At 60.2% G+C, this 14,731-nt stretch carries 8 protein-coding genes and 1 other RNA gene; 8 read left to right on the forward strand and 1 reads right to left on the reverse strand.

Features of this window, described 5'->3' with window-relative positions:
* The first annotated feature begins 241 nt into the window (after positions 1-241).
* From NL116_RS09995 to NL116_RS10025, 7 genes are all read left to right on the forward strand, one after another.
* Positions 242-901 (forward strand): GntR family transcriptional regulator, encoded by a 660-nt coding sequence (locus NL116_RS09995; RefSeq protein ID WP_494377023.1) that lies wholly within the window; start codon positions 242-244, stop codon positions 899-901.
* 2 nt (positions 902-903) lie between these two features.
* A complete protein-coding gene (gene smc / locus NL116_RS10000; protein WP_494377024.1) occupies positions 904-4,392 on the forward strand; it encodes a chromosome segregation protein SMC in 3,489 nt (1,162 codons plus the stop codon).
* Positions 4,393-4,692: 300 nt separating this feature from the next.
* Complete coding sequence (zipA, locus tag NL116_RS10005) at positions 4,693-5,547, forward strand: cell division protein ZipA (protein WP_494377025.1); 855 nt, start codon at positions 4,693-4,695, stop codon at positions 5,545-5,547.
* 122 nt (positions 5,548-5,669) lie between these two features.
* The gene (ligA, locus tag NL116_RS10010) at positions 5,670-8,027 is read left to right on the forward strand and encodes an NAD-dependent DNA ligase LigA (RefSeq protein WP_494377026.1); all 2,358 of its coding nucleotides are present in this window, start codon (positions 5,670-5,672) and stop codon (positions 8,025-8,027) included.
* A gap of 212 nt (positions 8,028-8,239) precedes the next feature.
* Positions 8,240-9,406 (forward strand): zinc-binding metallopeptidase family protein, encoded by a 1,167-nt coding sequence (locus NL116_RS10015; RefSeq protein WP_494377027.1) that lies wholly within the window; start codon positions 8,240-8,242, stop codon positions 9,404-9,406.
* Positions 9,407-9,566: 160 nt separating this feature from the next.
* Positions 9,567-9,663: signal recognition particle sRNA small type (gene ffs / locus NL116_RS10020), an RNA gene on the forward strand.
* Positions 9,664-9,975: 312 nt separating this feature from the next.
* Positions 9,976-11,673, forward strand: coding sequence for a putative bifunctional diguanylate cyclase/phosphodiesterase (locus NL116_RS10025; RefSeq protein WP_494377028.1), 1,698 nt, complete (start codon positions 9,976-9,978; stop codon positions 11,671-11,673).
* Positions 11,674-11,725: 52 nt separating this feature from the next.
* Here the strand turns inward: NL116_RS10025 and NL116_RS10030 are convergent, their stop codons facing one another.
* Entirely contained in the window at positions 11,726-12,475 is a 750-nt protein-coding gene (locus tag NL116_RS10030; protein WP_494377029.1) for a substrate-binding periplasmic protein, read from the reverse strand.
* A gap of 143 nt (positions 12,476-12,618) precedes the next feature.
* Between NL116_RS10030 and dnaX the strand changes: the two genes are divergently transcribed.
* On the forward strand, positions 12,619-14,688 hold the full coding sequence (gene dnaX / locus NL116_RS10035; RefSeq protein ID WP_494377030.1) for a DNA polymerase III subunit gamma/tau: 2,070 nt from the start codon (positions 12,619-12,621) through the stop codon (positions 14,686-14,688).
* Positions 14,689-14,731: the final 43 nt, after the last annotated feature.

Genomic DNA, 14,731 nt, shown 5'->3' on the forward strand with positions numbered 1-14,731 from the left:
TTGTTAACCGACTTGAACCGAATTTAGCAGGTCTGACTTTTCGGTCAATGATTTTCTGACTTAAAGGTCAGGAAATAGCATTTTGTCAGCAAACACTTCATTGCTTCAGTATTGACCCTCACGCGCACGCCTGCTTTTTTGCTTGAATCGTGCCAAAACCGCCGAGTGGGCCCTGCGCCATGACCTATCAAGTGGGTTACACTGCGCCGCTTGTGCAGATCGAAGAGTTTGAAGGACAACCATGACGTTCAAGGCGCCGGACAGCCTCGCCGAGCAAATCGCTCACCACCTCGCCGAACGCATCATTCGCGGCGAAATGAAGCCCGGGGAGCGCATTCAGGAACAGAAGGTCACGCTGGCCCTCAATGTCAGCCGCGGCTCGGTCCGTGAAGCGTTGCTGATCCTCGAGCGTCGCCACCTGATCGCGATCCTGCCGCGACGGGGCGCCCATGTCACCGAACTCACGGCGCACAAGGTCCAGAGCCTTTGCACGCTGATGAGCGAGCTGTACATCCTGCTTGGCAATGCCGTGGCCAATGGCTGGAAAGTCCAGGCCGACATGGCGCCGTTCGTGCAGATCCAGCAACGCCTGGCCGCCAGCTACGAGCGTCAGGACATCCGCACCTTCGTCGACGACAGCTTCAACGTGATGCGCGCCGCGTACCCGTTCGCCAACAACCCGTACTTGCAGGAAACCGTCGAGAATCTGCAGCCGGCCATGAGCCGCGCGTATTTCCTCGCCCTCGACCAGCGCAAGGCGTCGATGAGCGAATTCCTCGAACTGTTCGAGCGCCTGCTCGCCGCCGTGCTGGCCCGTGACTTTGCGCAGATCCGCGAAGTGCTGACGGCGTATGCCCAGCGCAGTTGCGATCTGGTGATTTCTGCCCTGACGGACGCTTAAGCGTGCGGCTCAAGTGCATCAAGCTGGCGGGGTTCAAGTCCTTCGTCGATCCGACCACGGTGAACTTCCCCAGCAACATGGCGGCAGTGGTCGGGCCCAATGGTTGCGGCAAGTCGAACATCATCGACGCCGTGCGCTGGGTGATGGGCGAGAGCTCGGCCAAGAATTTGCGCGGCGAGTCGATGACCGACGTCATCTTCAACGGTTCGACCAGCCGCAAACCGGTGAGTCAGGCCAGCATCGAGCTGGTGTTCGATAACTCCGACGGCACGCTGCTCGGCGAATACGCTGCCTATGCGGAAATCTCCATTCGCCGCAAAGTGACCCGCGACAGCCAGACCACTTATTACCTCAACGGCACCAAATGCCGGCGTCGCGACATCACTGACATTTTCCTCGGCACCGGCCTCGGCCCGCGCAGCTACTCGATCATCGAACAGGGAATGATCTCCAAACTGATCGAGTCCAAACCCGAAGACCTGCGCAACTTCATTGAAGAAGCGGCGGGCATCTCCAAGTACAAGGAGCGTCGGCGCGAGACCGAAAACCGCATCCGCCGCACCCACGAAAACCTGGCGCGTCTGACCGACTTGCGTGAAGAACTTGAGCGTCAGCTTGAGCGTCTGCACCGTCAGGCCGAAGCCGCGAAGAAATATCAGGAATACAAAGGCGAAGAGCGCCAGCTCAAGGCTCAATTGTCAGCCTTGCGCTGGCAGGCATTGAACGAGCAGGTCGGTCAGCGCGAGGCGGTGATCGGCAACCAGGAAGTCACTTTCGAAGCGCTGGTCGCCGAGCAACGCAACGCCGATGCCGCGATTGAGCGCTTCCGCGACGGGCACCATGACCTGTCCGAGCGCTTCAATCTGGTGCAAGGACGCTTCTATTCGGTCGGCGGCGACATCGCCCGGGTCGAGCAGAGCATCCAGCACGGTCAGCAGCGTTTGCGTCAGTTACAGGACGATCTGAAAGAAGCCGAGCGTGCACGCCTGGAAACCGAATCGCACTTGGGCCACGACCGCACGCTGTTGCTGACCCTCGGCGAAGAGCTCGACATGCTTACGCCGGAGCAGGAAGTCACCAGCGCCGCCGCCGAAGAGGCCGCCGCCGCGCTGGAAGAATCCGAAACCACCATGCACGGCTGGCAGGAGCAGTGGGACACGTTCAACCTGACTGCCGCCGAACCGCGTCGTCAGTCCGAAGTGCAGCAGTCGCGGATTCAGCAACTGGAAACCAGCATTGAGCGTATCGCCGACCGGCAGAAGCGCCTTGGCGAAGAGCGTGCGTTGCTCTCGGCGGACCCGGAAGACGCGGCGATCATGGAACTCAGCGAGCAGTTGGCCGCCAGTGAAGCCACGCTTGAAGATTTACAGGCCAGCGAAGAAGCCCAGGTCGAACGCCTTGAACAACTGCGTCAGGAATTGCAGCTCGCATTGCACAATCAGCAGCAGGCGCAGGGCGATTTGCAGCGCCTGAACGGTCGTCTCGCCTCGCTTGAAGCCTTGCAGCAGGCTGCGCTCGATCCGGGCACCGGCACTGCCGAATGGTTGCGTGAGCAGCATCTGGCGGATCGCCCGCGTCTGGCCGAAGGCCTGAAGGTAGAAGCAGGTTGGGAGCTGGCGGTGGAAACCGTGCTCGGCGCCGACCTGCAAGCGGTGCTGGTGGACGACTTCGGCGATTTCGACCTGGCCGGTTTTGCTCAGGGCGATTTGCGTTTGCTCAGCCCGGCCACTGATGGCGTGCGCGTGCCGGGCAGCTTGCTCGACAAGGTCGAGGCGCAGATCGATCTGTCGCCATGGCTGGGGCAGGTCAAACCGGTCGACGGCCTCGAACAGGCGCTGGCATTGCGCAGTCAATTGACCGCGGGGCAGAGTCTGATCAGCCGTGATGGTTACTGGGTCGGTCGGCACTTTTTACGGGTGCGACGGGCCAGCGAAGCCGAAAGCGGTGTGCTGGCGCGCGGTCAGGAAATCCAGCGGTTGACCGAGGAGCGTGAAGAGCGCGAAGCCACGGTCGAGACCCTGGAAACCCAACTGCAGAATCTTCGGGCGCAACAGCGTCAGCAGGAAAACGGTCGCGAACATCTGCGTCGTCTGCTGCAGGACGAAGCGCGTCAGCAAGGGGAGTTGAAGGCCCAACTGTCCGCCGGCAAAGCCAAGGCAGAGCAGCTGACGCTGCGCCGTACGCGCCTCGACGAAGAACTCGCGGAACTGGGCGAACAGCGTGCGCTGGAACACGAAAACATTGGCGAAGCGCGCCTGCAGTTGCAGGAAGCCCTCGACGCCATGGCGCTGGACACCGAGCAGCGTGAATTGCTGCTGGCCCAGCGCGACAGCTTGCGCGAGCGGCTGGATCGGGTGCGTCAGGAAGCTCGGCAGCATAAGGATCACGCACATCAATTGGCGGTGCGTCTCGGTTCGCTCAAGGCGCAACACGACTCGACGCGTCAGGCGCTGGAGCGACTGGAAATGCAGTCCGAGCGCCTGACCGAAAAACGCGAACAGCTCAGTCTCAATCTGGAAGAGGGTGAGGCGCCGCTGGAAGAACTGCGACTGAAACTGGAAGAACTGCTCGACAAGCGCATGACCGTCGACGAAGAGCTCAAAACCGCGCAGATCGCCTTGGAGGATGCTGACCGTGAACTGCGTGATGCGGAAAAACGCCGTAACCAGGCCGAACAGCAGTCGCAGCTCATTCGTGGCCAGATGGAAACCCAGCGCATGGAATGGCAAGCCCTGACCGTGCGCCGCAAGACCCTCGAAGATCAGTTGCTGGAAGATGGCTACGACCTGCACGGCGTGCTTGCCACGCTGACGGCCGAAGCCAACGAGAAGGACGCCGAGGAAGAACTCGAACGCATTGCCGCGCGTATTCAGCGTCTCGGTGCGATCAACCTCGCGGCCATCGACGAATACCAGCAACAATCCGAGCGTAAACGTTATCTGGATGCGCAGAACGATGATCTGGTGGAAGCGCTGGACACGCTTGAGAACGTGATTCGCAAGATCGACAAGGAAACCCGTAACCGCTTCAAAGATACCTTTGATCAGATCAATGGCGGTTTACAGGCGCTTTTCCCAAAAGTTTTCGGTGGAGGGCGCGCGTATTTGGAACTGACGGGCGAAGATCTACTCGATACAGGGGTAACGATCATGGCGCAGCCGCCAGGGAAGAAGAACAGCACCATCCATTTGCTCTCCGGTGGCGAAAAAGCCCTCACCGCATTGGCGCTGGTTTTTGCGATCTTCAAATTGAACCCGGCGCCGTTCTGCATGCTCGATGAAGTTGACGCACCACTGGATGACGCTAACGTTGGACGCTACGCACGACTGGTCAAGGAAATGTCGCAGACGGTGCAGTTCATCTACATCACCCACAACAAGATCGCCATGGAAATGGCCGATCAACTGATGGGTGTGACGATGCACGAGCCGGGTTGCTCGCGTCTGGTGGCGGTGGATGTCGAAGAGGCGATGGCGATGGTGGATGCCTAGCGCTGTAGTCACAGGCTGCAAGCCGTAAACTGCAGGGGGATGAGTTGAGGCTTGCAGCTATAGCTGCGCAAAACTTACGACTGCTTTACCTGTTGCAGCAAGATGGCAAATCGACACAATTTGCGCAGCGATTTCGACAGACGGTGTAAAGTTGCCTTTGGTCGTGCTAGTTTAATATCAATTTTTCGTATACGTGGGCAAAACGCCTGTCAGAACATAGAGTTGGCGCCACGTTTTAAAGCGGTTTACAGGTTGTAAACCTCTTATTTTTCAGCATTTTTTATAGAGGCACGGGATTACATGGAAATCGGTCTGCGCGAGTGGCTGATCGTCATCGGCATTATTGTCATTGCCGGTATTCTTTTTGATGGCTGGCGCCGTATGCGCGGCGGCAAGGGAAAACTGAAATTCCGTCTTGACCGAAGTTTGTCCAATCTGCCGGACGAGGACACCAGTGCCGAGCTGTTGGGCCCGCCCCGTGTGTTGGACACGCACAAAGAACCGCAACTGGATGAACACGATCTGCCGTCGGTGAGCATGCCTGCTCGTGAACCGCGTGATTCGGGTTCCAAGCGCGGCAAGCGTGGCCATGGGGAACCGTCGCAAGGTGACATGAACCTCAGTTTGGATCTGGATGGCGGCCCGAGCTTCAGCAGTCGGGACGACGATTTCCCGGATGACACCAAGGTTTCGCCAGCGGTCACTGAAAAAGATCAGCCGCAAGCTGAAGAAGTGCTGGTGATCAGCGTGATCTGCCGCGACGCTGCCGGTTTCAAAGGCCCTGCGCTGTTGCAGAACATTCTGGAAAGCGGATTGCGTTTCGGCGAGATGGATATCTTCCACCGTCACGAAAGCATGGCCGGTAATGGCGAAGTTCTGTTCTCCATGGCCAATGCGGTCAAGCCGGGCATCTTTGATCTGGACGACATCGACCACTTCAGCACTCCGGCCGTAAGCTTCTTCCTGGGTCTGCCAGGCCCACGTCATCCGAAGCAGGCTTTTGACGTGATGGTGGCTGCGGCGCGCAAACTGTCCCAGGAGCTGAACGGCGAACTGAAAGACGACCAGCGCAGCGTGTTGACCGCCCAGACGATTGAGCATTACCGTCAGCGCATCGTTGAGTTCGAACGCCGCGCGCTGACCCAGAAGCGTTGATTCAAAAGGGCTGTTGTGGCGAGGGGGGCAAGCCCCCTCGCCACATAGCGCAAGCCTTTAGGCTATCGTGATTAGAAGATTGAGCAGCCTCGGCTGCTCTTTTGCTTTATGAGAGAACACCCATGACCGCCGCCAAACACCGCATTCTAGAGCTGCGCGCTGAGCTGGATCAGCACAACTATCGTTACCACGTGCTGGACGAACCGAGTATTCCGGATGCCGAATATGATCGGTTGTTCCACGAGCTCAAGGCGCTTGAAGCGGCTAACCCTGAACTGATCACTAGCGATTCGCCGACCCAGCGCGTCGGCAGTGCGGCGTTGTCGGCGTTCACTCAGGTGCGTCACGAAGTGCCGATGCTCAGCCTCGGCAATGCCTTCGAAGAAACCGATATGCGCGAGTTCGATCGCCGGGTGACGGAAGGCCTGGACTTGCCGGTCGGTGACCTGTTCGGCGGCGGTGCGGCGGTGGAATACAGCTGCGAACCCAAGCTTGATGGCCTGGCGGTCAGCTTGCTGTACCAGGACGGTGTGTTGGTACGCGGCGCGACGCGTGGCGACGGCACCACCGGCGAAGACATCAGCGTCAACGTGCGCACCGTGCGCAACATCCCGCTCAAGCTGCACGGCACTGGCTGGCCGGCGACCCTTGAAGTGCGCGGCGAAGTGTTCATGTCCAAGGCCGGTTTCGAGCGACTCAACGCCAGCCAGCTGGAGGTCGGCGGCAAAACGTTCGCCAACCCGCGTAACGCGGCAGCCGGTAGCCTGCGACAGTTGGATTCGAAAATCACTGCCAACCGCCCACTGGAATTCTGCTGCTATGGCATCGGCCAGATTTCGGCCGATATTGCCGACACGCACATTGGTAATCTCAAGCAGCTTCAGGCATGGGGCTTGCCGATCAGTCATGAGCTGAAGCTGGCGCACGGCATCGACGAATGCCTGGATTACTACCGCGACATCGGCGAACGCCGCAACGGGCTGGCGTATGAAATCGACGGCGTGGTGTTCAAGGTCAACAGCATCGCCTCTCAACGCGAGCTGGGTTTCCGCGCTCGCGAGCCGCGTTGGGCGATTGCGCACAAATTTCCGGCGATGGAAGAGCTCACCGAGCTGCTCGACGTCGAGTTCCAGGTCGGTCGTACCGGTGCCGTCACGCCGGTGGCGCGTTTAAAACCGGTCAAGGTCGCGGGTGTCACCGTGGCCAACGCGACGTTGCACAACATGGATGAGGTCGCGCGACTGGGCCTGATGATTGGCGACACCGTCATCATCCGCCGCGCGGGTGACGTGATTCCGCAAGTGGTGCAAGTGGTGCTCGAGCGTCGTCCGGACGATGCCCGGCCAGTACACATTCCCGAGCAGTGCCCCGTCTGCGGCTCGCAGGTCGAGCGCACACAACTGGTCAAGCGCAGCAAAGGCCGCGAGACCGTCAGCGAGGGCGCGGTGTACCGCTGCGTTGGTCGCCTGGCCTGCGGTGCGCAGCTCAAGCAAGCGATCATTCACTTCGTTTCCCGCCGTGCGATGGACATCGAAGGCCTGGGGGACAAGAGCGTCGAGCAACTGGTCGACGAAGGCCTGGTGAGCTCGCCTGCCGATTTGTATGCCCTGAAATTCGACGACATTGTCGATCTGGAAGGGTTTGCCGAGGTTTCGAGCAACAAGTTGCTGAGCGCCATCGAGGACAGCAAAAAGCCGAGCCTGGCGCGGTTTATCTACGCCCTGGGGATTCCCGATGTCGGCGAAGAGACGGCCAAGGTGCTGGCGCGTTCTCTGGGCTCGCTGGAGCGGGTTCAGCAGGCATTGCCGCACGTGCTCACGTACTTGCCGGACGTCGGCCTGGAAGTGGCTCACGAGATTCACAGCTTCTTTGAAGATGCGCATAACCAGCAAGTGATCGAGGAGCTGCTCAAACACGGCCTGCAGATTCAGGATCAGGGCGAGCTGGGGGCCGAGTTCGCGGCCAGCACCACGCTGGGCGGGTTTCTCGACAAGCTGCACATTCCTTCGGTCGGGCCGGGCGGGGCGCAGAAGCTGGCGGATCGGTTTGGATCACTGGAAGGGGTGATGAGCGCCGACTGGCTGGACATGCGTCAGGCGCTGCCGGAGAAGCAGGCGAATTCAGTTCGCGAGTTCTTTGCGGTCGAGGAAAATCGCCAGCTCGCTGAGGCTGCCGAGAAGCAGTTGCGTGACTTCGGCATGCACTGGCAGAGCGAGAAAAAAGTTGTCGAAGGGCTGCCGCTGTCGGGGCAGACCTGGGTGCTGACCGGTTCACTGGAGTTGATGAGTCGCGACGTTGCCAAGGACAAGCTTGAAAGCCTGGGGGCCAAGGTGGCGGGCTCGGTGTCGGCCAAGACCCATTGCGTGGTGGCGGGGCCGGGAGCGGGTTCCAAGTTGGCCAAGGCCAATGAGCTGGGGCTGAAGGTGCTTGATGAAGAGGCGTTCGTCGAGTTCCTGAAGCAATACGGTATCCCTGTCTGACACGAAAAATGTCACTAGGTAGCTTTTTTGTGGCGAGGGGGCTTGCCCCCGTTCGGCGGCGAAGCCGGCGCAATTCTTCTGTCTGTGACAACTCGTTCGTTGGATCTAGGGCCGCTGCGCAGCCCAACGGGGGCAAGCCCCCTCGCCACAACCTGGGAACGATCTTGTCCAGAGAATGATCTAGTCTTGGCAAGCCCCAGGGAGAGATCGCCATGTACCGCTTCTTCGAACAGCTCAGCTCGCGCATCGCCGCGCCCTTCATGGGCGACAGTTCGCGCAACAGCAAGGTCTGGCAGTGTCGCTGCGGGCAGTCGCTGTTCTTTCGCAACAGCCAGTGCCTGGCCTGTTCGGCGGCACTGGGTTACCAGCCTGAACAGAGTCGCTTGTCCTCGCTGCAACCGGGTGAGCAGGCCGATACCTGGCGGCTCGATGCCGACCCGCAGGCCGGTGTGTTCCGTCGCTGCGCCAATCTCGATTCCCCGGCCGCGTGCAACTGGCTGCTCCCGGCCAATGACCACGATGCGCTCTGCATTGCCTGTAGCCTGAATCACACCATCCCTGACCTGTCGATTCCCGACAACCACGAACGCTGGCGCAAAGTCGAAACAGCCAAGCGGCGGCTGGTCGCGCAGTTAGTCAGCCTCGGTTTGCAGGTGACTCCCAAAACCGTCGACGAAGAAACCGGCCTGGCGTTTGACTTCATCGGTGTCGACCTGGAGGGCAAATCACCGACCACCGGTCATGCCAATGGCCTGATCACCCTCGACATCAAGGAAGCCGATGACGCCCACCGCGAGCAGCTCCGGGTGCAGATGCGCGAGCCCTATCGCACGTTGCTCGGGCATTTTCGGCATGAGGTCGGGCACTATTACTGGGACCGGTTGGTCGCCAGCAGCCATTGGCTGGAACCGTTTCGCGGGCTGTTCGGCGACGAGCGAGCCAGTTACGCCGAGGCGCTGGAGCGGCATTACCAGCAGGGCGCGCCACTCGACTGGCAACACCAATGCGTCAGCGCCTACGCGACCATGCACCCGTGGGAAGACTGGGCGGAAACCTGGGCGCATTACCTGCACATGATGGATGCCGTGGACACCGCATTGGGTTTCGGCATGAGTGCGCGGGAAATGGATTTCGATTACCAGCCATTTCCGTCTAGCACACTCTACGACCCAGAGCACCCCGGAGGCGCGGCGTTTCTGTCGTTCGTCAATGCGTGGATCGAGTTGGCGGGCATGCTCAATGAACTGTCACGCAGCATGGGTCAACCGGATTTCTACCCGTTCGTCTTGCCGCCTGCCGTGATCGCCAAGCTGCACTTTATCCACCTGGTGATTCAGCAAGAAGGCGGCAGGGCGGATGAAGTGCTGCAGGACCTCTAATGATCGCCAAACCGACGTCCGCCTGTAGCGCGGGGAATCAAGGGCATTGCATGTCCTTGAAGCTGCTCATATTTTTTAATCCGCTTCAACGGTTGTAACTTCGTCTCAGATAGGTACAATGGCGCGGCTCGCCGTCAGGTGAGCGTCGTTATGGTGACCCCATCGGTCCCCCCGCAACGATTACCCGTGAACCTGGTCAGATCCGGAAGGAAGCAGCCACAGCGGGAACATTGTGTGCCGGGGTGTGGCTGGTGGGGTTGCCTCCATAACGCACCGCGATTCCTCTATCGCGTTATCTATCTGAAAATATTGTTATCGTTCTGCCATGGATCATCTCCAGGGTGGTTTTTCGTCGTCTGTGGTTTTTCAGAACGAACATTTCACTTATGCGCCGATATTCACTGCTGCACGAAGGCTTGGACAAGGCCTGGTCAAGCTGCGAGCATTGCGCACCCTCGTCAGACTGGCGCGAGGTGTTAAGTCAGATTGATCTGCAGTCTTGCATGGGCCATCAAATGCGCGTCCGGGATGACACGCCATTCTTCCGCTAGCGACAGCGAGCCTGATTCATGGATGAGAAGTACCGCAGGGCTGTGGATGCCGCCGCGATTTTTTCCGAGACCGACCTGAGCGGCCGGATCACCTACGTCAATGACCATTTCTGCGCCGTGTCCGGCTATAGCCGGGAAGAGCTGATCGGCCAGAATCACCGTCTGCTCAATTCCGGCCTGCATTCCTCCGAATTCTTTTCGGCGATGTGGCGCACCATTGCGCTGGGCAGTGTGTGGAAAGGCGAGATCTGCAATCGCGCCAAGGACGGCAGCCTGTACTGGGTCGACAGCACCATGGTGCCGTTGCTCGACGACGAAACCGGGCGCGTCGATCGATACCTGTCGATCCGGTTCGACATCAGTGAAAAACGCGAATTGCTTCACACCTTGCAATGGCGGGTCGGGCATGACGTGCTGACCGGGCTGCCCAATCGTGCGTACCTCTCGGACCTGCTGGATCAGGCGCTGGAGTTCTCCCGGCTGGAAGACATCCCGCTGGCCGTGTGCATGCTCGATCTCGACGGGTTTAAAGCGGTCAACGACGGCTACGGCCATGCCAGCGGTGATGTGTTGCTGGTGGAGGTGGCCAGGCGTTTGCGTGGCATTGTGCGCGCCGAGGATGTGGTGGCGCGGCTGGCGGGTGACGAGTTTGTGCTGGTGTTGCGTCACGTGCGGGATCTGCCCGAATTGCGTGCGGCGCTGAACCGGGTGCTGGGTGCGATTTCGGCGCCGTACGTACTGCATGGCAAGGACGTGCATGTGTTCGCCAGCATTGGGGTCACGCTGTTTCCCCTCGATAATCACGATGCCGAAACCCTGTTGCGTCACGCCGATCAAGCCATGTACGTGGCCAAGCAGCGCGGACGCAACCGTTTTCACCTGTTCGACGTGACCCGGGATCAAGAAGTCAAGGCGACGCACCAGACCGTCCGGCGCGTGCGTCAGGCGCTGGCAGCCGGTGAATTGCGTCTGCATTTTCAGCCCAAGGTCAACATGCGCTTGGGTAGCGTCGTCGGTTTCGAGGCGCTGTTGCGCTGGGCGCATCCGCAAAACGGCTTGATACGGGCCAGGGATTTCCTGCCGGCGGTGGAGGAGACGGACCTGATCATCGACATCGGTGAGTGGGTGATGGATCAGGTCCTGGCGCAATTGCACTGCTGGCAGCAGGCGGGGCACTGCTGGCCGATCAGCCTGAACATTGCGGCCCGTCATTTTCAGCGCGCGGATTTTGTTGACCGGCTCAAGCAGGTACTCGCTCGGCACACCGAGGTTCCAGCGCAGATGCTTGATCTGGAAATCGTCGAGTCGGTGGCCATCGAGAATATTCATCACGTCAGCGCCTGTTTGCAGGCCTGTCAGGCGCTGGGAGTGCAGTTTTCGCTGGGGGACTTTGGCACCGGTTATTCGTCCCTCAGCTACCTCAAGCGTCTGCGCACGCAGACCATCAAGATTGACAAGACGTTCGTGCGCGACATGCTGGAGGATCGCGATGACCTGGCGCTGACCACCGCTGTGATCGGTCTGGCCCAGGCGTTCGGTCGGCAGGTGATTGCCGAGGGGCTGGAGAGCGTCGAGCACGGTGAGTTGTTGCTGGAACTGGGATGCGAGGTCGCCCAAGGCTATTTCATCGCCCGGCCAATGCCGCCAGAAGAGGTGCCTGGCTGGGTGGCGGGGTTTTTGGTGCCACCGCAATGGCAGACGCCGGATCAGGTTTGATCCTCTGCAGGGGCGAGCCAGCTACGGGGGCCGTGTTGACTAGATGAATTGCTCAGGGGATACCCGGCTCCGAGCCGATGTAGAGCCGGATGATGTCGTCGATTTCCCCGGACATTTTCATCCGCAACAACGTGCGCAGAATGCGTTGCACCGGCACCTTGGGGTCGTTGCGCACGTAGCAACCGACATTCTGTTCCTGCAACACCGCCACCGCTTTCAGTTGCCGGTCGGGCAGCAGGCGCTGATTGAACCAATCCAGTGTCCATTGATTGCTCACGGCATAGCGATAGCGCCTGGCGCTGAGTTTTTCCAATACTTGTTCCTGATTGCGCGCGTCTTCGCGCCGCAGTTGGTCGGCATCGAACAGCGGTTGCAGTGTCGGGTAGCTGTAGCCCAGCACTGTGCCGACGGGTTGCCGAGGCAAATGGGCGGGGGTGGCCGAGTCTGGCGAATCGGGCAGGCCGATCAAAACGTCATCTTGAATCCACAGCGGAATGCTCCAGAGGTAGTCGCCGGACTGATTCGGTAGCCATGACTGCGCGGCATAGCAACGCACGTCAACCTCGCCGTGTTCCATGGCATTTTGCACCCGCGCCCGGGGCAGTACGTGAAATTCCGCCGGCACGCCAACCTGAGTGGCAAGGCTGAGCATCACGTCATACAAAATGCCTTGCGTCAGGCGGCCGTGATCCAGTTGCACCATCGGCATCGCCCAACTGTCGGGCACGACAAATCGCAACGGCGCTTCAGCAGCGGCGGCGCTCATACTTATCCACAGCAATGCCCCCAAGGCACGACGCATAAACGCTCCGGCACAGCTGAAACCCGAGCCGATAAAAGCCCCCAAAGTTCAGCTTAGCCAGATTAGACGAGCACACCGGATGCAATTTCGGCCTTGCTCCGCTAGCATTAGCCGCTTCTGTTCCTTCGTTGCGACGGTTTTCGATGAGTTATCAGGTTCTTGCACGTAAATGGCGTCCGCGCTCGTTCCGCGAAATGGTCGGCCAGACCCATGTGCTCAAGGCTCTGATCAATGCCTTGGACAGCCAGCGGCTGCACCACGCCTACCTGTTTACCGGCACGCGCGGAGTTGGCAAGACCACCATTGCGCGGATCATCGCCAAATGCCTGAACTGTGAAACAGGTATCACTTCAACGCCGTGCGGCGAGTGCTCGGTGTGCCGGGAAATCGATGAAGGGCGCTTTGTCGACCTGATCGAGATCGACGCCGCGAGCCGGACCAAGGTCGAAGACACTCGCGAGCTGCTCGACAACGTGCAGTACGCCCCAAGCCGTGGGCGCTTCAAGGTCTACCTGATCGACGAAGTGCACATGCTCTCCAGCCATTCCTTCAATGCGCTGTTGAAAACCCTTGAAGAGCCGCCACCCTACGTCAAGTTCATCCTGGCGACGACCGATCCGCAGAAACTGCCTGCAACCATTCTGTCGCGGTGCCTGCAGTTCTCCCTGAAAAACATGACGCCGGAGCGTGTGGTCGAGCATTTGACCCATGTGCTGGGGGTCGAGAATGTACCGTTCGAAGATGACGCATTGTGGCTGCTGGGTCGTGCTGCCGATGGCTCGATGCGCGACGCCATGAGCCTCACCGACCAGGCCATCGCCTTCGGTGAGGGCAAGGTGATGGCTGCCGACGTACGGGCGATGCTCGGTACGCTGGATCACGGCCAGGTCTACGACGTTTTGCATGCGTTGATCGAAGGTGATGCCAAGGCGTTGCTCGAAGGCGTTCGCCATCTGGCCGAACAAGGTCCGGACTGGAACGGCGTGCTCTCGGAAATTCTCAACGTGCTGCACCGTGTCGCCATCGCCCAGGCCTTACCCGAAGGCGTCGACAATGGTCATGGCGACCGTGACCGCGTATTGGCGCTGGCCCGGGCATTACCGGCCGAAGACGTACAGTTTTATTACCAGATGGGCCTGATCGGCCGGCGTGATTTGCCGCTGGCACCGGACCCGCGTGGTGGCTTTGAAATGGTCCTGCTGCGGATGCTCGCCTTCCGGCCGGCAGACACGGTGGACGCCCCGAGGCAACCGCTAAAGCCAGTGGGGATCAGCCAGGCCACAGTTGATTCCGCAAATTCAGTGGCTGCCGCGCCGGTTGTTGCGCCGGTAGTCGCTGCGGCAGTTGCACCGGCTCCCGTTGTCGCCGTTCCAGTGACCGCGCCGGAACCTGCGCCGGTTGCGCCGGTTGTCGTGCCGGAACCTGTGATCGAGCCGGCAGCGGTCGAAGCTGTTATCGACCTGCCGTGGAACGACCCGGTCGTGCCCGAAGTCGTGCAGCAACCCGCTGTCGAACCGGTGCTGGAAACCGCCAGCGAGCAGCCCGAGTTGCCGCCAATGCCGTTGCCAACGCCGGACAGCGTGGTGCCGGACGCGCCGGAATGGGCCGCTGCGCCGATCCCGGAGCCTTCCGTTGCCGACGTCGATGCCGCCACGCCGGGCATGGACCAGGACGACGAACCGCCGCTGGACGAGGATTACATCGAGCCGGACATGGATTCGGCCTACAGTTACCTTGATGAGCTGGCCAGCGAACATACCGCCGAACCCGCGCCGGAACCTGAGCCGGAACCCGCTGCGATGCCGGCCACCGGTCTGGCGTTGCAATGGCTGGAAATGTTTCCCAAACTGCCGATTTCCGGCATGACAGGCAGTATTGCCGCCAACTGCACGCTGATTTCCGTCGAAGGCGATCATTGGCTGATGCACCTGGACCCGGCCCACAGCGCCTTGTTCAACGCGACTCAGCAACGGCGTCTCAACGATGCGCTGAACCAGTTTCACGGGCGCACACTGACCCTGAGCATGGAGCTGATCAAGCCTGAACAGGAAACCCCGGCCCAGGCGGCGTCCCGGCGCCGTGCCAACCGTCAGCGCGAGGCCGAGGAATCGATTCACGGCGATCCGTTCATCCAGCAAATGATGCAGCAGTTCGGTGCGGTGATCCGTAACGATACTATTGAACCTGTCGACGCCCTGGTCAGTCAGGGCTAATAACTGAAGGCGTTCGGTCAACAGGGCCGGACGCCATTTAATC

It is taken from the genome of Pseudomonas sp. FBCC-B1667 (genome assembly GCF_059133255.1).

Coding starts and splice junctions, on each gene's coding strand:
- NL116_RS10030 (WP_494377029.1), bottom strand. CDS start 12,475: ATGCGTCGTGCCTTGGGGGCATTGCTGTGGATAAGTATGAGCGCCGCC.
- dnaX (WP_494377030.1), top strand. CDS start 12,619: ATGAGTTATCAGGTTCTTGCACGTAAATGGCGTCCGCGCTCGTTCCGC.
- ligA (WP_494377026.1), top strand. CDS start 5,670: ATGACCGCCGCCAAACACCGCATTCTAGAGCTGCGCGCTGAGCTGGAT.
- NL116_RS09995 (WP_494377023.1), top strand. CDS start 242: ATGACGTTCAAGGCGCCGGACAGCCTCGCCGAGCAAATCGCTCACCAC.
- NL116_RS10025 (WP_494377028.1), top strand. CDS start 9,976: ATGGATGAGAAGTACCGCAGGGCTGTGGATGCCGCCGCGATTTTTTCC.
- zipA (WP_494377025.1), top strand. CDS start 4,693: ATGGAAATCGGTCTGCGCGAGTGGCTGATCGTCATCGGCATTATTGTC.
- NL116_RS10015 (WP_494377027.1), top strand. CDS start 8,240: ATGTACCGCTTCTTCGAACAGCTCAGCTCGCGCATCGCCGCGCCCTTC.